At 49.7% G+C, this 19,863-nt stretch carries 20 protein-coding genes; 6 read left to right on the top strand and 14 right to left on the bottom strand.

The genetic code is table 11. The annotated features are described in order from the left end of the window. Positions 1–2: 2 nt before the first annotated feature. The 10 genes from KDD30_RS21925 to KDD30_RS21970 form a co-directional block, all read right to left on the bottom strand. On the bottom strand, positions 3–1,211 hold the full coding sequence (locus tag KDD30_RS21925; protein WP_211650707.1) for a hypothetical protein: 1,209 nt from the start codon (positions 1,209–1,211) through the stop codon (positions 3–5). A gap of 10 nt (positions 1,212–1,221) precedes the next feature. Further along, positions 1,222–2,583, bottom strand: coding sequence for a hypothetical protein (locus KDD30_RS21930; RefSeq protein ID WP_211650708.1), 1,362 nt, complete (start codon positions 2,581–2,583; stop codon positions 1,222–1,224). Between the two features lie 17 nt (positions 2,584–2,600). Continuing rightward, positions 2,601–2,789 carry a hypothetical protein gene (locus tag KDD30_RS21935; protein ID WP_211650709.1) on the bottom strand — a complete coding sequence of 63 codons (189 nt, stop codon included), beginning with the start codon at positions 2,787–2,789 and terminating at the stop codon, positions 2,601–2,603. A gap of 257 nt (positions 2,790–3,046) precedes the next feature. Then, a complete protein-coding gene (locus KDD30_RS21940) occupies positions 3,047–3,499 on the bottom strand; it encodes a hypothetical protein (RefSeq protein ID WP_211650710.1) in 453 nt (150 codons plus the stop codon). Next, positions 3,496–4,026 (bottom strand): hypothetical protein, encoded by a 531-nt coding sequence (locus KDD30_RS21945; RefSeq protein WP_211650711.1) that lies wholly within the window; start codon positions 4,024–4,026, stop codon positions 3,496–3,498. Before KDD30_RS21945 ends, KDD30_RS21940 begins: the two co-directional genes overlap by 4 nt. After that, entirely contained in the window at positions 4,023–5,012 is a 990-nt protein-coding gene (locus tag KDD30_RS21950) for a DUF2169 domain-containing protein (RefSeq protein ID WP_211650712.1), read from the bottom strand. Before KDD30_RS21950 ends, KDD30_RS21945 begins: the two co-directional genes overlap by 4 nt. Next, on the bottom strand, positions 4,993–6,336 hold the full coding sequence (locus KDD30_RS21955; protein WP_211650713.1) for a hypothetical protein: 1,344 nt from the start codon (positions 6,334–6,336) through the stop codon (positions 4,993–4,995). Before KDD30_RS21955 ends, KDD30_RS21950 begins: the two co-directional genes overlap by 20 nt. A gap of 9 nt (positions 6,337–6,345) precedes the next feature. Continuing rightward, positions 6,346–6,828, bottom strand: coding sequence for a hypothetical protein (locus KDD30_RS21960; protein ID WP_211650714.1), 483 nt, complete (start codon positions 6,826–6,828; stop codon positions 6,346–6,348). After that, positions 6,828–8,930 carry a type VI secretion system Vgr family protein gene (locus tag KDD30_RS21965; RefSeq protein ID WP_211650715.1) on the bottom strand — a complete coding sequence of 701 codons (2,103 nt, stop codon included), beginning with the start codon at positions 8,928–8,930 and terminating at the stop codon, positions 6,828–6,830. The genes KDD30_RS21960 and KDD30_RS21965 overlap by 1 nt, the downstream gene beginning before the upstream one ends. Before the next feature lie 63 nt (positions 8,931–8,993). Then, positions 8,994–9,512, bottom strand: a complete 519-nt coding sequence (locus KDD30_RS21970) for an Hcp family type VI secretion system effector (RefSeq protein ID WP_211650716.1) — start codon at positions 9,510–9,512, stop codon at positions 8,994–8,996. Positions 9,513–9,935: 423 nt separating this feature from the next. On the opposite strand from KDD30_RS21970, the gene KDD30_RS21975 reads away from it, so the two are divergent. The 6 genes from KDD30_RS21975 to KDD30_RS22000 all read left to right on the top strand — a co-directional run bounded on the left by KDD30_RS21975 (position 9,936) and on the right by KDD30_RS22000 (position 16,768). Then, entirely contained in the window at positions 9,936–10,319 is a 384-nt protein-coding gene (locus KDD30_RS21975; protein WP_211650717.1) for a hypothetical protein, read from the top strand. Between the two features lie 18 nt (positions 10,320–10,337). Beyond that, positions 10,338–10,580, top strand: coding sequence for a hypothetical protein (locus KDD30_RS21980; protein WP_211650718.1), 243 nt, complete (start codon positions 10,338–10,340; stop codon positions 10,578–10,580). Positions 10,581–12,141: 1,561 nt separating this feature from the next. Then, entirely contained in the window at positions 12,142–12,462 is a 321-nt protein-coding gene (locus KDD30_RS21985; RefSeq protein WP_211650719.1) for a hypothetical protein, read from the top strand. Positions 12,463–12,988: 526 nt separating this feature from the next. Beyond that, positions 12,989–13,990, top strand: a complete 1,002-nt coding sequence (locus KDD30_RS21990) for a hypothetical protein (protein ID WP_211650720.1) — start codon at positions 12,989–12,991, stop codon at positions 13,988–13,990. A 409-nt stretch (positions 13,991–14,399) separates the two neighbouring features. Then, the gene (locus tag KDD30_RS21995) at positions 14,400–15,437 is read left to right on the top strand and encodes an SUMF1/EgtB/PvdO family nonheme iron enzyme (RefSeq protein WP_211650721.1); all 1,038 of its coding nucleotides are present in this window, start codon (positions 14,400–14,402) and stop codon (positions 15,435–15,437) included. Positions 15,438–15,700: 263 nt separating this feature from the next. After that, entirely contained in the window at positions 15,701–16,768 is a 1,068-nt protein-coding gene (locus KDD30_RS22000) for an SUMF1/EgtB/PvdO family nonheme iron enzyme (RefSeq protein ID WP_211650722.1), read from the top strand. Positions 16,769–16,812: 44 nt separating this feature from the next. On the opposite strand, the gene KDD30_RS24665 is transcribed toward KDD30_RS22000, so the two are convergent. Genes KDD30_RS24665 through KDD30_RS22010 form a run of 4 tightly spaced genes read right to left on the bottom strand, consistent with a single transcriptional unit; the run spans position 16,813 to position 19,845 of the window. Then, positions 16,813–17,727, bottom strand: a complete 915-nt coding sequence (locus KDD30_RS24665) for a hypothetical protein (protein WP_249199365.1) — start codon at positions 17,725–17,727, stop codon at positions 16,813–16,815. Next, the gene (locus KDD30_RS24670; protein ID WP_249199469.1) at positions 17,667–18,137 is read right to left on the bottom strand and encodes a hypothetical protein; all 471 of its coding nucleotides are present in this window, start codon (positions 18,135–18,137) and stop codon (positions 17,667–17,669) included. Before KDD30_RS24670 ends, KDD30_RS24665 begins: the two co-directional genes overlap by 61 nt. Next, entirely contained in the window at positions 18,077–19,300 is a 1,224-nt protein-coding gene (locus KDD30_RS24675; protein ID WP_249199366.1) for a LysM domain-containing protein, read from the bottom strand. The genes KDD30_RS24670 and KDD30_RS24675 overlap by 61 nt, the downstream gene beginning before the upstream one ends. Continuing rightward, a complete protein-coding gene (locus KDD30_RS22010; protein WP_211650723.1) occupies positions 19,300–19,845 on the bottom strand; it encodes a DUF4123 domain-containing protein in 546 nt (181 codons plus the stop codon). The genes KDD30_RS24675 and KDD30_RS22010 overlap by 1 nt, the downstream gene beginning before the upstream one ends. Positions 19,846–19,863 lie beyond the last annotated feature (18 nt).

Raw genomic sequence — 19,863 nt, forward strand, 5'->3', positions numbered from 1 at the left:
ATTTAATCCTCTTTTTGAATTTCATTTAATGCTATTTTGTATATATCATAATCAGGAATCGGCGGAAAATATTGACCGAAATCTTTCACTTTATAGTTATCTTTTAAATTTTCCGGTAAAAAATATGATAAATGATGTATGATATCTTTTGATTTAGATTCTTTAAATGCATAATAAATTCCAGATAAAGGTGTTTTTATATCATCTCTGATATGTCTATAAATAGTATTTGAGTTCTCCTTCATATACCATTTACCAGCTTGAATTATTAATTCTTCTCTAGCTTCCCCAACTATCGAATCAGGATTGTCTTTACTATAATAATACTTTCCACTTTTCGCATATACACAAGTGAAATACTTACCGTCAGCACTTAAATTTTGTCCATAATTACATCCATCTGGATAATAATTTTCAACACCAACATATGTCATTTCAGGCAACTTAAACCTAAACCCCTTCCCATAGTATTTATTAAGTTTGTTTTCATCACCTTTGACTTGACGTATAAAGAATTTATTATTATCAATCGGATACCCACCAGCTAAGTCAGATTTGAAGCTTAAGTCCTCAAAAAAATTATCTTTATCAGGATTCAATTCTACCAATTTTCTTTTATTTAAATCAAAGTAATATGGTGATTGCCAGCTATTTCCGCCTATATAATAAACACCATTAGATTCTGAATTCCAGTTAAAGTTATAACAGCGCCCCTTGCCTAAATCTATCTTTTCTCTAATTTTCAAATCATAAACTGCACAACTAAATCTAAATGCTCTTGGTTGAATTGACGTAATAATATACCTGCCATCTGGTGATCGTGAAGGTCGAGATAATCCTCTAATTTCAGGTACACCACCTATCTCTTCTTGACTAAAAAGGATGCGAACATCACTTCCATCCAGATTCATTGTATAAAGAGAACCCTTTCCGATATTTTCATTGCCTTTATAAAAAAATTGAATTTGAGGTAAATTTAACTCTGAATTCCATTCTTCAATTTTAGTACCTTGAGGAATATCAACAAATATTGGCCAAGCCACATGAGGAATATTTTCATCAGATTTTTCTACAGATGCAACAATGCTTTTTAAATTTTCCATATACTCTTCATCATATGGATTTGTGACATAGAAATATCCATATGCTGCAGAGCCACCTATTACAGATAACCCTAGAGCTGCAATTACCGATTTTTTTACTTTATTCATCTCATTATTCCTATATATCTATACCTAATGCTTCTTTTTTCCACATTGCCATTAGGTCTTCTAGTCTTTGGTCTTTCTTCTGATTCTCTTCCGTATCAACAGTTTCTTTTTCTGGAGCGGGTGTAAATGGTTCAAATTGATCCGGTTCCATCATCTGTTGATACGTTCTATTCAAAAACACATATTCACCGCTATTTGGATCGCAAGGACTCGCGATATACAGAGAAAAGTCGCCATCTGATGGCATTCCTTCAAATACTCCGTGAATAAAGTGTCCACTACCATCGCCTGATGGCTCTAGCAGTACAGACTGTTGCCACTCACTCTTCGTGTCATTCAAGATTGCATAAATCTCTTGCACAAAGCCTATATTTTCATCCTCAAGTCCTCGCTCAAGCGTCACTTTGAATCCTTTATTATGCCCTTCAACATACGCCACCGCCGTATTCGACTCAGCGTATTTATCTTTCACCACACACTGTTCGGTGAGCCAGGACATATCCTCTTCGGTGACCTGATGCAGCTTGGCCGACTGAATGTCCGATGTGTGCTCCTGCGGTTCGAAAGCTTTCCCCTGAGAGTAAATTGATAATTCATCCAATGGCGTCGCTGCAGCGCTCAGTTTTGCCGAGTCACTTTCCAGCGCCTCAATTTGCGTGTAGGTTTTCTGATCGGGTGAGAACATCAGCTGAATACCGCTCTCCCCTGCCTGAACTTCACCCGCAACTTTGTAAGGCACCCAGAACTGAGGCAGGTCGAACCCGCTCGCCTCGCGATGTTCAATCACGGGCTGCGATTTCTGGCGCTCGTACTGATCTCTGACACGGTAATATTCCGTATCAATATCTTTGTAATAACCCGCTTCGGTGATCTGAAGTTCGCGCCACAGTCTCCCTTTCCAGAACACATACAAATAGCCGCCTTTCAGTTCAGCTGCTTTTTCTTTGTCTTTGCTCTCGTCCAGATAAGCCAGAGCGCGAACCGGAATCATCACCGTTTCCCACTCATCCATTTCCGTTTCGTTTTCTACCGGCATCAGATTTTCAGCCAGTAAAAAGGTCAGCGGATTTGGTAGCCCCTGCAATGGCACAACCAGATAAAGGTTCTTGGCTTCATTTTCCAAACCTTTAAATGTTGCCAGGGTACGATGTCCCGCTTTCATATCTGCAACTGCACGTGCAACCTTCTGTGCCTGCACATCGGTTTTCGCCAGTTGAAAATAGGCGCGGTTCGACCCCCACTGCCCGGCCAGTTCCACCACCAGCTTGTGGTCGGGAACAGGTTCGATGGGTTGGTTCACCACGTTGCGGGGCAGCGGGGTGGTATCTTCAAGGGGCTTATAGTGTGCCTTGACGTATCTCACTTTTTCCATGGTTGTATTCTCATTTCTTATCGCACGGGCGAAGCTGATTCATGCGGGTTGAAGGGACGGGTCACCAGAAAAGCAACAGCGGACTTCAGCATGAAGAAAACAAAGGGAAGCGCCTGAAGAAGAATCGTCAGACACAGATAATTCAGACGTGAGAAAAGCATGAAATGGAAAAATAAGTGATTCAGCACAGGTAAACGGTACATCATGATGACGGTCTCCGAATCGGGGTCAGGCACCTGCTGGCTGAAAAGTGATGATTCAGGACAACAATGCATCTGCCGGGTTCTTTTTTATTGTCAGTTCAGGGAATTAACAAAGAAGTACGGTCATCAAGACGTACAGCGAAAAACCCTAACAGATTGAATCACCTAATCAACTCATTTAATATCCTGCCGGTCTTCAATGCGTCAGCTTGAGACATTGAGCCAAAAAACAGGAATTCCTTTTCTCTCGCGTGGTTGCATCATGCCCCGGTCTCTGCCGAGGGCGCCGCTAACGTCAGCGTCAGCATGGCCCGGCTGTGATCGGCGCCGAACAGGAACGCACTGCGGTTGCGCAGCGCATTCGGGTAACGGGCGGCCAGCGCAAGCGTCGCGTATAACGATGCATGGCCGAGATAGCCCCACAGGCTATGGCTTTGGATCACCTGCTCCGGATTCAGTAACGCCTCCCCTTTCGCACCCACGGCAAAGCCATAGTCTTCCTGATGGGTTCGCAGGTTGGTCATGTCACTGAACAGCAGCCCCAGCTGGTCGACCGCTCGGCTGTGGCGACGCAGTACCCGCGACATCAGATGGTGGCCCTCGTCCGGTTCGCAGCTCCAGCCGTCGAGCGTTGCCAGCGGCTCAATTTTCATGGCTTCCACAAAACTTCGGCTGGCCATGATCACACCGGCACCGCCTTCACTGGCAATCACCCCCAGGGATGCTGGTTGGTCTGTAACTGATTGTCGGCTGCCAGCGCTTCCAGATGGGCAATAGGCGCATCGATGGACACCGCCAGTAAAATCTCTTCCTCCGCCAGCACATTCAGCACCTGAGTGAAATGCGCATGTGCCGCATCGTGGCTGAGCTTCACGCGGCTGATGGTTTTGTGTGACGATTCCTGCGCGTGCATTGTCTGCAGCCACTCATCCAGTAACCGCTGGGTCACGACTTCTGGCATCCGCACGTAAAGCGGCACGGAAGACACAGTGCCCGGTAACCGGGCCGTCAGCTGCTCAACCAGCAGTGTCAGCAGTGCCAGTGCACGTTCAGCACCAGCAGCGTCGCTTTCCAGATAGGTGACCGGTGCGACGGTGATCCGCGCATCCTGATCGGCAAGCGTGGCGGTGTCGTACATGTCCAGATCCGATTCACCCACCGCGACTGAAACATCCAGATTGAATCCTGCCGCTGTGACTGCTTCAGCACACAGCAGATATTTCGCGCTTGATGCACTCATACGCTTGCCTGCTCCTCAGAAATCACGGTTTTCACCAGCGTTGCTTCCCGTCCCTGACAGGGAAACGCCGCCGACCAGGTTGCGGTCACGGTTAATGCATCGGCATCCACCGACAGGGTATGCAGCGCCATCTGCTTTTTCTCTTGGCCATTGCCGAAATCGGCATGGGCTGAAAATGTTCGGCGCGGCACATTGAAGTACAGGGTTTCTTCATGATTGAAGCCCGACAGAATCAGACGCTCGCCCCCCGCAAGTAAGCCCTTGGCTTGCTGATCTTTGGGGGCGGACTGGTAAAACGCCGGGTCGAAATCTAACGGATAGAGCGGGCGGCGCTCTTCCTGCCATTGCGCGTCAAAGGTGCCTGCCAGTGCGGCGCGCGGCATATCAAACACCGCGACCGGCCCGAAACTGGCCGGCTGCACCTTGGCACCTTCAATGCGCCAGTCCTGACCCGGATAAAACACCGAGGGCACGGGTTGAACCAGTAAATCCATCGGCTTTCCGGCAACACCGCATCCGACACGGTTCCGCTCATCCTCACCGCCCATGGCCTGCGCATAAGACACCGGCTGCTCGATAAATGCCGCAGGCACAGTCACCCCGACCTGACCGGCCTGCGTGATCCACTGACGCGGCCCCATCACCTGTAGCGTTTTATCGATATGTTCTTCAATCAGCAGACGGCAGTTCATCTGAGTGACGGGCTGTTTGCCGTAACTTCTGGCATGCCCCTGCACCAGCACATCGGTATTGGTTTTGGAGACCACAAAATCCTGATCTGCCAGCAGGGCAGAAAAACCCGCCTCACCGGCAAACACTGGGGTTGCGAAAATCTCTGGCTGCGCCTCGAGCGGTTGCCACTGGCCCCCGTTCTGCTGCCAGCCGGTTTTCAGACACACCACCCAAACAGATTCGCCGTGCTGATCACGGACAAACTGGCCTTTCATGGCATAAGGAAGCGAAGATTCAACGTCCCACAGCTGCATCGTTTATCCTCTGGTTATACCGCTCTGCAGCAGTTGTGTGATGAGAAAGAGAGTGTATGGCCCGTCGCTGCCGTTCCGGCCAGCTCATCGGGTCGTAGGCGACATAGATCCCGCCGCACAGACAGAGCTCCCGCCAGACCCAGTGACGAAATTCAGCCGGAATCGACTGGCTGCGCAGCACATCGACGCTGCTGGCATAATCCAGCGGTTTTCCGAGCCGCATCATGGGCACCTGAACCGCTTCAGGTTCAAGGTGTTGCCACCATTGCATCAGTAAATCTGCAGCCTGCTTCGCGTCATATTTCACGCCCAGATCCGCGACGCGGACCGGCACCTGCTCTCCCAGAATCAGCAAAATTGCATTCAGCCACTGTTCCTGCTGTCCTTCATCCTGAGCGCTGAAAAGTGCTTCAATCATCGGTTCCACTGCGAGCGGATCACCAGCCAGCGCGGCTTTCAGATAGGCTTTCTCGTCATGCTGGAAGTCCGGCAGATCGAACGATTCCGGTAACCGGTTCAGAATGCCGTACAAGGCCACATCCGGACGAAATTCGGCTTGCGGCATCATGTCCCGGCGCAGCCAGGCCACTTTGTCTTTGCGGATCAGCAAGTGGGTAAAGAGTGAATCGTCTGTTTTGCCGTATTCCAGCACCCAGTTCATCCCGGCCTGATCCCCCATCCGGGCCAGTTGATACCGGGCCTGCACTGCGACTTTGGCTGACCCTTCCCGGATACACTGCGACGCCAGAGACTCTGTCACTTCCCCCCGGTTGATCAGGGCTGTCATCGCAGTTCCGGCCAGAGGCAACGCACTGAGGGCTGCGGACGCAAGCATGTTGGACAGATGTGGTGCCGTGGCCAGCGAGACAGTGCGAAGCCACTTTTCGGCGGGCATTTTTTCGGTGAGTAATGGCGACAAAGACGCGGCTTGCGGATCGAGTTGTGCCAGTTCTGCAGACGTCAGCAGCCAGAGCAACACCTGAGGTGCCTGATCCTGCATCCAGAACAGATAGCCGGGCTCAACCCGGTAAAATGAGAGCAGGACAGACAGATACCGGTTCAGTTTCCGGTGAAGCAGATGGTAATAATGGCTGCCCGCGTCCGGCAATCCGGCGTCCAGCGCACGCTCCCGCTGGGCCAATAGAAACTGGACTTCGCCAGCGACGGTTTCAGTTTTTTCGCGGGCAAATCGCTGCATGCCCGCAGGCGTTGCCTGCGCCCGGGCGATGCTGTCATTCACGCGCTGGGATAACCCTTGGAAATCCTCTTCCGTGAGCTTGGTCAAACCCGGGGCTTCCGGTTGAATCAGACTGTTTATCATCATTCGTATCCGTCAGTTAATCGCGATGATCGCACCCTGAATTTTCTGTGATTTCTCGGCCTGACTCGTGATGTATTTGGCTTCGGTGGTGACCCGTTTCTGTGCTGCTTCGTAGCGGGTTTTCGCCTCCCCGCCCGACACCACCAGCTCATTTTCCGCTTCAATGCGAATGTTTTTGGCTTTCAGCACCAGTTCATCCCGCTGTTCAATCAACGAGAAGAAGATATCAGTCACGAGTGGCAGATTCGGATCCTGTCCGACAAAATCAATCCGGCACGACAACTGGTTTTGCAACGCCAGTTCCAGCTCTGTGATGCTGAACTGGCGTCCGAGCCGCGCTGCCATACCGGATGGCATGTCACAACCATCGAAAGTCACGCGTACGCCATCATTTTCAATGGCAAGAATCTGACCAAAACGGGGATGCAAAGGCGCCGGGGATTCCCCGGCACCTGCTGTGATGGTCGCACTGAACTGTGTCTGATGTTTTTGCATTAGTTCACCGATACTTTTCCGCCCTGAACCACAACTTTGTCTGAACCATTAATCGAAATTGAGGTGCCTGTGATCTGAATCGAACCATCACTATTCAGGACTATCTGAGAAGATCCTGCTTTTAGCACGATCTTTTCTTTACTGATAATCTGCGTCGTACTTTTGGAATCAGACGTCACATTCCCGGTGACGGTCAGGGTGGAATTCCCTTCTACATTCAGGTTGTTGTCTTTATCAACCTGAGTCTGACGGGCACCGTGAATCGTGATGGTCTGGTTTTCCATCACTTCCAGTTCATCGTTTTTACCAATTTCAGTGGTGCGGTTCTGGTTGATCTTCAGATCCGAGTTCTTCACCACGGTGACGGCTTCATTACTGTTGTAATTCACCGTGACATCGCCATCGACCGTTTCCGTGAAGGTGCCTTTGACTTCTGTGGTTTTGTTTCCTTTGATGGTTTCCAGCTGATTCTGACCAATCTCGTTGGTTTTATGACGCGCAACCGTCAGGGTGTCATCGTTACCGATCTGTTCGAACCGGTCGTTGAGCACTTTCACCGACATATCTTTCTGCGCGCGCAGATACAGCTCTTCCTGATTGGTTTCATCATCCAGGCTGATTTCGTTGTAACCCTCGCCTTTGTGGGTTTTCGAACGAATCGTGGTGCGAGTTTTCTTCAGCGGCAGATCGTACGGCGGACGATGCAAACCGTGATACACCGAACCCGTCACCAGCGGCTGATCCGGATCCCCTTCCAGAAAGGTGACGACGACTTCATGCCCGATGCGCGGCAGGAACACGGAGCCCCAGTTTGGTCCGGCCAGCGTCTGACTGACACGTACCCAGCACGTAGAGTGCTCATCCCTCCCGCCCAGGCGGTCCCAGTGGAACTGCACTTTGACCCGGCCCAGATTGTCGGTGTAGATCTCTTCGTTCGCAGGCCCCACCACGACAGCCGTTTGCGGCCCTTCGACTACAGGCGCTTTCTGCGCCGGTGCCCGGTAAGTCATGTCGGCCGGGAAGGCAATGAATTCATTGTGATAGGTCGTTGGCTCGCCGCTGCGTTCTTCGGCATGCACCTGCGGATCACGCCCGTAATGCTTCACTTGCAGCAAGATAAAATCACGGTTCAGCGACTGGCGCGGGTGGCTTTCCATCACAAAGCTGTAGCCGGGGATGAAGCGCATCACACAGCCCACAGCGTTCAGCTCGGTGCCGGAAACTTTGTGAGCCGACAGACGATAATCGGCCTGCTGCTTGCCATGAGGCTGCTGCTGATAACGGCCCGGATAGCGGTACACGGCCAGATCGGTGTAGACTTCGGCTTCATCCGATTCCGGTACATCTGCCATCAGACGCGTTTTTGGCGTGAGGTAGTTATAATCGGTTTGCGACACCGCACCGGTATGAACGCGTGTGGCAAAATCAGCCTCAAAGATGTGTTCACGGTCCGGCACACCCCCGGAATCACCGTGGTACAGAATCGCATGCTCACTGGCATCGGGCACCAGCGTTGCGTTTTCCGGTGTGCTGACCAGCGCGTTGATGAGCTCATTCTTATCCACAATCACCAGCTCATGACCGGTTTCGCTGTGGTCAAAGAAATACCAGAGCCCGTGCTGCGCCATCAAACGATGGATAAATTCTAAATCCGTTTCACGGTATTGCAGAATGTATTCCTGCTTTTCACCGGTATCCGCCAGCATACGAAACGCCGTGACATTCGCTTCTTCCAGCACCGACTCAATAATTTCATTGATGGTCAGATCCTGAAAAATCCGGCAGTCCTCCCGCTGAGTCAGGAACCATAAATCCGGCACCAGCACCAGTTCATAACGGCTGAACTGACGACCACTGCCTTTAAAACTGACTTCTTTCACGATCCCGTGGAAATAACGGGACACGTCCCGCCCCTGACCGAGCAGCTTCAGTACGCCGGCTTTACGGACCAGTTCATCCAATGCAATATCTGCATCACGTGAAAGCAATGACACTTTCACTTCGAATGGCTGAAACAGACGTTCTTCCACTTCAAAGCTTTCAACACGAAATTCGTGATCTGTTTCTTCAATTGAAAACGAAAATTGAACCTGATTACTCATTACTTTTACCTGATGCAACTAAAACAAAGGGGCCAAGTGCGGCCCCATTTACGCTTCGCGACCTTAAGCTTCGCGAGGTGCGCGCCAGTCGTCGTTACCCGCGGTACCACAAACTTCGTGAGTCACTTCAATTGCGCGGTAAGTGAACTTCAGCACTTCTTCAACAACGCGGTCAGATGTTGCTGCGTCCTGGCAGTGCGCCATACGCGTCTGAACATCCACCAGCAGCGCATCAATCAGTTTGATGGTGTAGTAATGCTCTTGCTTGCCTTGCGTGGAAGTGCGGTAGAAGTTGATGTAAGCTTCTGGCAGTTTCTCGCCGCTCACCAGGGCATTGAACAGCAGTGGAGACGTACGGTCTTGCTGCTTGGTGACGATAACCGGACGGTGAACACGCTGACCGGTTGGCTGGCCGCTTTGCGGGTCACGAGGGACAGTCAGCACGTGATCCAGTTCCTGAACCAGGAATTCGTCAACGTGTGCTTCCTGCCAGGTGTTCCCCACAGAATCGGCTGTGTATGCATCTTTCGTAATGTGGCCCTGAGTTTCACCGTGAATCGACATATAAGCTGGAGTTGGCATATCGCTTTTCCTTTCCGTATTAATTTCAGTTGTTTTGATTCGTTTTAGCTTATCGCTAATCATTGCGATGCTGAGTATATTGCAACCACTATGCCAACTTTTCATATATTTAAATATCAATAACTTAACGTAATTGATGTCTTTATCACTTCTTGAATCCTTCCAATTTCTTAGAAAATTTTCTCATTTTTTAGAAAGCACGCTGAATTTTCACCAATCGCGTTTTACTCTCGGATAAAAGAATCAGGTCAGGGGCAGAACACCGTTTGATTAACGTCATTTGCGCGATGCTCCGGCGCATTAACGTCACTGGGTTCCCGCCTGTGCGGGAACGACGAATGACTTTAAATTCATCGCCTTACCGTCATTCCCGCGCAGGCGGGAATCCATAAAGCGCCGGGCTACAAGCACACAAAAATCATCATGGAACAGATCAAATCACAGCAAGGTTCAAGCCAATCTGTAGAATCGTTTACAGCACCCGGACGATGCTTCAGCGCATTAACGTCACTGGGTTCCCGCCTTCGCGGGAACGATAAACTTTATAAAATTCATGCGATTACCGTCATTCCCGCGAAGGCGGGAATCCATAAATCGCCGGGCTACAAACACACGAAAATCATCATTGAACAGATAAAATCCCAGCAAGGTTCAGACCAATCTGTAGAATCGTTCACAGCACCCAGACGATGCTTCAGCGCATTAACGTCACTGGGTTCCCGCCTGCGCGGGAACGACAAAGGCTTGATAAATCATCACATTACCGTCATTCCCGCGCAGGCGGGAATCCATAGAGCGCCGGGTTGAAAACACCCGAAAATCATCATGGAACAGATCAAATCACAGCAAGGTTCAAGCCAATCTGTAATTTCGTTCACAGCACCCAGACGAAGCTCCGGCGCATTAACGTCACTGGGTTCCCGCCTGCGCGGGAACGACAAACTTCATACAATTCATACGATTGCCGTCATTCCCGCGCAGGCGGGAATCCATAAAGCACCGGGCTACAAATACACGAAAATCATCATGGAACAGATCAAATCACAGCAAGGTTCAGCCATTCTGTAATTTCGTTCACAGCACCCAGACGAAGCTCCGGCGCATTAACGTCACTGGGTTCCCGCCTTCGCGGGAACGACGAACTTCATACAATTCATACGATTGCCGTCATTCCCGCACAGGCGGGAATCCATAAAGCTCCGGGCTACAAACACACAATAATCATCATGGAACAGATCAAATCACAGCAAGGTTCAAACCAATCTGTAGAATCGTTTACAGCGCTCAGACGTGGCTCCGGCGCATCAACGTCACTGGGTTCCCGCCTGCGCGGGAACGACGAATGACTTTAAATTCATCGCCTTACCGTCATTCCCGCGAAGGCGGGAATCCATAAATCGCCGGGCTACAAACACACGAAAATCATCATGGAACAGATCAGATCACAGCAAGGTTCAGGCCAATCTATCGAATCGTTCACAGCACCCAGACGAACCTCCGGCGCATTAACGTCACTGGGTTCCCGCCTGCGCGGGAACGACAAATGATTTTAAATTCATTTACTTACCGTCATTCCCGCGCAGGCGGGAATCCATAAAGCACCGGGTTAGAAGCACACAAAAATCATCATGGAACAGGTCAAATCACAGCAAAGTTCAGTCATTCTGTAGAATCGTTCACAGCGCTCAGACGTGGCTCTGGCGCATCAACGTCACTGGGTTCCCGCCTGCGCGGGAACGACGAATGACTTTAAATTCATCGTCTTACCGTCATTCCCGCGCAGGCGGGAATCCATAAAGCGCCGGGTTAAAAACACACAAAAATCATCATGGAACAGATCAAATCACAGCAAGGTTCAAACCAATCTGTAGAATCGTTTACAGCACCCGGACGCAGCTTCGGCGCATGAACGTCACTGGGTTCCCGCCTGCGCGGGAACGACGAATGACTTTAAATTCATCGTCTTACCGTCATTCCCGCGCAGGCGGGAATCCATAGAGCGCCGGGTTAAAAACACACGAAATCATCATGGAACAGGTCAAATCACAGCAAAGTTCAGTCATTCTGTAGAATCGTTCACAGCACCCAGACGATGCTCCGGCGCATGAACGTCACTGGGTTCCCGCCTGCGCGGGAACGACGAATGACTTTAAATTCATCGTCTTACCGTCATTCCCGCGCAGGCGGGAATCCATAGGGCGCAGGGCTCAAAGCGCGTTCACAACATCATTACACAGATCAAATCCCAGCAAAGTACAGTTATTCTGTAGAACGGTTCACAGCGCTCAGACGAGCCTTCAGCGCATCAACGTCACTGAGTTCCCGCCTGCGCGGGAACGACGAATGACTTTAAATTCATCGTCTTACCGTCATTCCCGCGAAGGCGGGAATCCATAAAGCGCCGGGCTTTAAGCGCGTTCAAAACATCATTGAACAGATCAAATCACAGCAAGGTTCAGGCCAATCTATCGAATAGTTCACAGCACCTGGGCGAACCTCCGGCGCATTAACGTCACTGGGTTCCCGCCTGCGCGGGAACGACGAATGACTTTAAATTCATCGCCTTACCGTCATTCCCGCGCAGGCGGGAATCCATAAAGCGCCGGGCGACAAACACACAATAATCATCATGGAACAGATCAAATCACAGCAAGGTTCAAGCCAATCTGTAGAATCGTTCACAGCACCCAGACGATGCTCCGGCGCATCAACGTCACTGGGTTCCCGCCTGCGCGGGAACGACAAAGGCTTGATAAATCATCACATTACCGTCATTCCCGCGCAGGCGGGAATCCATAAAGCTCCGGGCTACAAGCACACAATAATCATCATGGAACAGATCAAATCACAGCAAGGTTCAAACCAATCTGTAGAATCGTTCACAGCACCCAGACGAGGCTCCGGCGCATCAACGTCACTGGGTTCCCGCCTGCGCGGGAACGACGAATGACTTTAAATTCATTTACTTACCGTCATTCCCGCGCAGGCGGGAATCCATAGGGCGCAGGGCTCAAAGCGCGTTCATAACTTCATTGAACAGATACAATCCCAGCAAAGTTCAGCCACTCTGTAGAACGGTTCACAGCGCTCAGACGAGGCTCCGGCGTATGAACGTCACTGGGTTCCCGCCTGCGCGGGAACGACGAATGACTTTAAATTCATCGCCTTACCGTCATTCCCGCGCAGGCGGGAATCCATAAAGATCCGGGCTACAAACACACAATAATCATCATGGAACAGATCAAATCACTGCAAGGTTCAGGCCATTCTATAGAATCGTGCACAGCACCCAGACGAAACTTCGGCGCATTAACGTCACTGGGTTCCCGCCTTCGCGGGAACGACGAATGACTTTAAATTCATTTACTTACCGTCATTCCCGCGCAGGCGGGAATCCATAAAGCGCCGGGCTACAAACACACAATAATCATCATGGAACAGATCAAATCACAGCAAGGTTCAGCCATTCTGTAGAATTGTTCACAGCACCCGGACGAACCTCCGGCGCATTAACGTCACTGGGTTCCCGCCTGCGCGGGAACGACGAACTTCATACAATTCATACGATTACCGTCATTCCCGCGCAGGCGGGAATCCATAAAGCGCCGGGCTTTAAGCGCGTTCAAAACATCATTGAACAGATCAAATCACAGCAAGGTTCAAACCAATCTGTAGAATCGTTCACAGCACCCAGACGATGCTCCGGCGCATTAACGTCACTGGGTTCCCGCCTGCGCGGGAACGACAAACTTTATAAAATTCATGCGATTACCGTCATTCCCGCGAAGGCGGGAATCCATGGTGCGCCGGGCTACAAACACACGAAAATCATCATGGAACAGATCAAATCACAGCAAGGTTCAGGCCATTCTGTAATTTCGTTCACAGCACCCAGACGAAGCTCCGGCGCATTAACGTCACTGGGTTCCCGCCTGCGCGGGAACGACAAACTTCATACAATTCATACGATTACCGTCATTCCCGCGCAGGCGGGAATCCATAAAGCGCCGGGCTACAAACACACAATAATCATCATGGAACAGATCAAATCACAGCAAGATTCAAGCCATTCTGTAATTTCTTTCACAGCACCCAGACGAAGCTCCGGCGCATTAACGTCACTGGGTTCCCGCCTGCGCGGGAACGACAAACTTCATACAATTCATACGATTGCCGTCATTCCCGCGCAGGCGGGAATCCATAAAGCGCCGGGCTACAAACACACAAAAATCATCATGGAACAGATCAAATCACAGCAAGGTTCAAACCAATCTGTAGAATCGTTTACAGCGCTCAGACGTGGCTCTGGCGCATCAACGTCACTGGGTTCCCGCCTGCGCGGGAACGACAAAGGCTTGATAAATCATCACATTACCGTCATTCCCGCGCAGGCAGGAATCCATAAATCTCCGGGCTACAAACACACAATAATCATCATGGAACAGACAAATCACAGCAAGGTTCAAACCAATCTGTAGAATCGTTCACAGCACCCAGACGATGCTCCGGCGCATTAACGTCACTGGGTTCCCGCCTGCGCGGGAACGACAAAGGCTTGATAAATCATCACATTACCATCATTCCCGCGCAGGCGGGAATCCATAAAGCGCCGGGCTACAAACACACAAAAATCATCATGGAACAGATCAAATCACAGCAAGGTTCAAGCCATTCTGTAATTTCGTTCACAGCACCCAGACGAAGCTCCGGCGCATCAACGTCACTGGGTTCCCGCCTGCGCGGGAACGACAAACAAAATCACCAAATTGATTTCATTGCGCACTTGGTTCAAGAAATACGGGTTCAATTCAACATTGGCGATGCTTTGCAATGTTTTTGTTTCTGGGGTTTCGGTAGACTAAGGCACTAAAAATAAAGGATGTCCGCATGAAATTTTACAGGCTAGGACTTGCATGTACGCTGCCATTATTCGCGGCCTGCAATGACAACAATTCACCCATCAAAATCACCAGCGAGACGGTATCGCAGCAGCGACTTGATACCATTGTCGCCAATATCGAAAAGCGTTACCCCGAGGCGACCCAAGAGCTAAAACAAAACGCCGCTGAAGTGGTGGTTCGCGCGATTGAGAATTTGGTGTTTGTTGAAGGCGGCAGCTTTGAGATGGGGGATTTTGGTGCCCCTTGTGAAATCCCCAGCGGTACGATCAGCCGGATAGATTGGTCTCCGGATGCTGAATGCTTGAGTTCGCCGTTTAGTCAGGAGACAGGGGCTGCCTTTCTCCATAAAGTCACACTCGATGCCTACTCAATCGCTAAGTTTGAAACGCGATTTATTGATATGGAGTGGATGCGCCAGATCAACGGACTGCCTGTGGCCAAAGATGATGCAAAAGATCAGTCGATAATCCAACGTGATTCGGAAACATATCAATGGCTGATAACTAATATGAAGGATTATCCAGCCAGTGCTAAAGCGTGGCAGGAAGCGAAAGATTATTGCCAATGGTTAGGTCAGGTCAGTGAAATGCCCTTCGACTTGCCTACCGAGGCACAGTGGGAATATGCTGCACGAAGTCGTGGCCAGAAATACTATTATGCGACCGATAATGGTTACCATCAGGTTTTGGAAGATGCCTATTTCGACCCCGAGATTGATCGTTACGTCGAATACAATGAAATTGATGCAAATACATCAACAAATACCAAAGAAGTAGATCGCTATCCCCCAAATCCTTTAGGGATTTATGGTATGTCCAATCCAGTCAGTGAATGGGTGGAGGACTGGTACTCCCCTGACTACTACGAATACTCCCCTGAGCTAAACCCAAAAGGACCAAAGGAAGGGACGGAAAAAGTACTTCGAGATGCGGGAGGAACAACGATGACTTTTTCAAGGATTCATTCTGTACCAGTCAAGAGTGCATATTTTTACAGCACCAGTTTCCGTTGTGCACTTCAGTAATCAGTCCCAGCAATAAATAAAGCCCCTTCCGGGATTTGAATTATACAGTTTGTATATCGCTTTCCTGATGGCGTTGAGCTATCTGTTGGTGAACTTGTGTTCTTTGACTGACTCAGTCGGGTGGGACTTCAAGTCGATTTCTTTTTATCCATTGTGAACCCTATTCAAAAAACACCTGTGAATTTCCTGATTTAACCACCAGTTTTGTGTTTTTGTTTCTGGGGTTTCGGTAGACTAAGGCACTAAAAATAAAGGATGTCCGCATGAAATTTTACAGGCTAGGACTTGCATGTACGCTGCCATTATTAGCGGCCTGCAATGACAACAATTCACCCATCAAAATCACCAGCGAGACGGTATCGCAGCAGCGACTTGATACCATTGTCGCCAATATCGAAAAGCGTTACCCCGAGGCAACCCAAGAACAAAAACAAAACGCTGCCGAGGTGGTGGTTCGTGCCATAGAAAATCTGGTGTTTGTTGAAGGCGGCAGCTTTGAGATGGGGGATTTTGGTGCCCCTTGTGAAATCCCCAGCGGTACGATCAGCCGGATAGATTGGTCTCCGGATGCTGAATGCTTGAGTTCGCCGTTTAGTCAGGAGACAGGAGCTGCCTTTCTTCATAAAGTCACACTCGATGCCTACTCAATCGCTAAGTTTGAAACGCGATTTATTGATATGGAGTGGATGCGCCAGATCAACGGACTGCCTGTGGCCAAAGATAATTCGCGTGATGGGTCAATTGTTCAACGGGATTCTGAACGATACGCACGATTAATCGTAAGTGAACAAAAAAATGACCCCGCCAGCGCCAAAGCATGGCAGGAAGCCAAAGATTACTGTCAATGGTTAGGGCAGGTCAGCGCATTGCCCTTCGACTTGCCCACCGAGGCACAATGGGAATATGCTGCCCGCAGTCGAGGCCAACATTACTATTTTGCCACCAACAATGGTTACAGTCAGGTACGTGGGGATATCTATTTCGATCCTGAAACAGAGTCTTATATTGAATACACTGAAAATGATGCCAATACATCAGGCGATATCGAGGTCGTCGACAAATTTTATCCGAACCCTTTGGGGGTTTATGGCATGACAAATCAGGTCAGTGAATGGGTGAATGACTGGTACTCCCCCGACTATTATCAGATTTCTCCGGAGCTCAATCCCAAAGGCCCTGCATCCGGCACACAGAAGGTTCAGCGCGATGCGACAGGAACAACAATGACGTTCGCCCGGATTTATAATGATCCGGTCGAAAAAGCCTATTATCCAAGCACCAGCTTTCGCTGTGCTCTTCAACAGGTAGCCCCGGCGATTGACCCGTCCTGATAGGGTTGACACTTTTAAGTTTCAAGCCCCTTCCGGGGCTTGGATTACGCAGTTTGTGTCTCGCTTTCCTGATGGCGTTGAGCAATCTGTTGGTGAACTTTTGTTCTTTTACTGGCCAGGGCCTGCCCACTCAGCGGGGTATAGGGGTCAACAGTCACCAGAGTACTTTTTTCCAGCTCAGCCAGTTTACCAACCCAACGGTTAAAGTCTGATTGTTGGCTGCCATCCAGTATCGCATTAATCCGGGCAAGGTTATCAAACATAACTTGATCCCCGCTCGTTTTTTGACCCTCAGGATTCATACGCTGCAAGATTTCCTCAAACTTATGCCAGCTGTAAGTACTTTCTTTCAGCAGCTTATAAATTGCCCATTCCTGGTCTTCGTTAAAGCTCAAATAAAATTCTTCAACTAATAGATCCAGCATACTTCCTATGGCTTCGGGAAGTAATTGATTAAAGGGAATACCTGCGTTCGTCGTGTTGTTTAAAATCCGTTTGGCAAGAATATTGACTTTACGTTGACGATCACTTCTTTCATCAACTTCCTTTTTCCACCTTCTGATTTGCTCATCACCCGATGCAAGGGCATGTAACAATGCTTGATTCGGGTCTCGAATCAAGTCACTGGCAAACGCAATCATGGTTGCGTCCACCAAATACTCATATGCTCTTCGGTCAATATTGTCCAGCACTCGATAATCAACATGCTGCAGCCCCTGCCAGATAATTTTCGCCAGCTCCCACAACTGCTCCATATTAATCATGGCGCCAAAACCGCCACCGCCACCGACACCCCAAACCAATTGCCCGGAACATTTGAGGTAGAATCGTCCATCAATCAGAGCAAGCTGGAAATCGGCGTTGAATCCCGCCCCGGCAGCAACATTGCCCTCAAGCTTCACTTCGGCGAGCACCTGAAAATTGAAGGTATTTTCATCTTTCGGGGGTTGCCACTCCAATCCCCCGAGAGTTGGCCACTCGCCTGCGCCCCCGCGAACCCTTGCGCTTTAAAGCCGACATCCCCCTTCGGGGCCTTGTCTAAATCAACTCTGGGGGTAAACATCACCCCAGTACTTGCGCCATCCTCTTCCGGCCGCCCAATCTGAACTCTGCCATCGAGCATCACGCCAACAAAGCAGCCTAATGTGACTTTCCCCTGAAGGCGAAAGCAGCCAAATGAGTAGGTGGCATCGCGCCCATTACTGTCCTTATAGTGCAGCTTCACTGGAAATCCAGTTTCAGAAGGGAAGAATAAACTCGCTTCCGTTTTAGCTTCGGCCAGTGAAAAGCTGGCTTCGCCGCCAATCCCTATATCAATTTTTCCTTTCGTGGGTTCAAATGTTGTAGAAACACTGGCTTGTGCCCCCAACGAAACAACTGAGCTTCCGCGCTGACCGCAAAAAACGTATCTCCATCTTCATCCAGGTAAGGCTGAGTCGCTTTCCATTCTTTAAATTTATCGCCATCCGCTTTCCACTCAATCAACTTACCTTCAATTTTTAAATTCTTTTGTTCTTCCTTAATATCGTCTCGAATCGCACGGCCGAAGCCCCTGTAGTCTCTTTGATGCAAGGCATTCATCGCATGACTATTTCGGGCCACGCGTTTCCAGCGCCTGACTTCACGCTCTTGAAACCGAGAACGGATATAGACATGACGTGTTTGATTAATGGAATAAACTTCCACGATATGATCACGAATATACTGAGTCGTATATTTTTTCTTGGTCTTATTCATATTATCCATCACCACCCCCGACTTTGTGGTCGACTGAGGTGTGACGGCTTTCATCTCGAGCGTCTTGTAATAATCGATCTCTTTTTGAATCTGACTCAGAATTTCCGCTCTGAGTGTTTCAATCGAGCTTTCACCAAACCAATCATCCCGATATTGCGAGACAAAACGGCGACGATTTTCGAGTGATTTCAGCATCGCCTTCACTCGCTCCTGATTTGGATTGGGCTGCGGACGACGGGCCTTCACCTGTGCCGCTCTGCGTGTAGCAGGATTGGGCACTTTGCTCTGAGTTGCAAAAATTCCGGCGTATTTCGCATCTTCCAGCCAAGCTTCTCTGGCCTGGGCATGCTGTTCCAACTGCTCACGCGTCACCCCTTCACCTTGTGGTGCGCGCTCAACTAAAGCTTTGTAATCCTGTAATAAGCGATCTGTAATTTTGGTTTCTTCTTCCAGCAATTTCGAAGCAGTTTCATCCAGAATCCAATATTCCAGCGGACCATCTCCGGTCACAAACACGACATCGTGCACCTCACTTGGCTGACATAAAGGCGGAGAAATCAATGGGCCCGCGGCCTCCAGCGGCCGCAGGTCAGACACGGGGGCCACAGAATAAGTCGGCTCAGCTGGCTCAGTCTGGCTCTCGTCAGGTAACCGAACTGGTTCGCCGACCCGAATAAAATCCGGATTTCTCTGATACTGAGGGTTCAGCTCCAGCAGGGTGCTAAAATCAACTTTCTGATCAATAGCAATCTGCAGCAGGGTGTCATTCGGTTTGATCGTATAGATTCGGCTCATCAGGCTGTTTCTCCATGCCATTGTTCCGCGATAGACATCATGATGTTTATTTGATCATCAGACATCAGCCATCTCTCAGCTGAGGTCGTATTCATCGCTTGGCTGCGCCAATCTGCCAAAAGCCAATATTGATCAAACCAATGAATTCGATGGAGTTTGGGGAAAAACTGTTGTCGCTGTTCAGAAGACATTGAACCAACCAACATCAATAACTTACGGGGCTCATAATACCGGATGACTGCATCAGCCCGGCCACGTGACACGATCAACCTTTCCCGCAATGACGCCGTCAGTTCTGAAAATGAAACGGTGTCTGGCGCCACCAGCAAACAACCGCAAGGGGTCGCCTCCAGTTGAGCCATCAGTCTTTGCCATAAGGGCAAGTTTCGTGCCAAAGGAACCAGAAGCGGCCCATTCTCCAAGTGCGCAAAACGCGTCTTGGAAAAGAGTGACACCACTTCGTCTTCAGAGAACAGCGCCTCCCAGTCTGGCCATAACAAGGGCTCAAATAGCACATAGGCGTTTTGATCTGAAGCGGGCAACATGGGGTTGGCTTGCTGAAT

This window comes from Photobacterium sp. GJ3 (assembly GCF_018199995.1).
Classification (GTDB): domain Bacteria; phylum Pseudomonadota; class Gammaproteobacteria; order Enterobacterales; family Vibrionaceae; genus Photobacterium.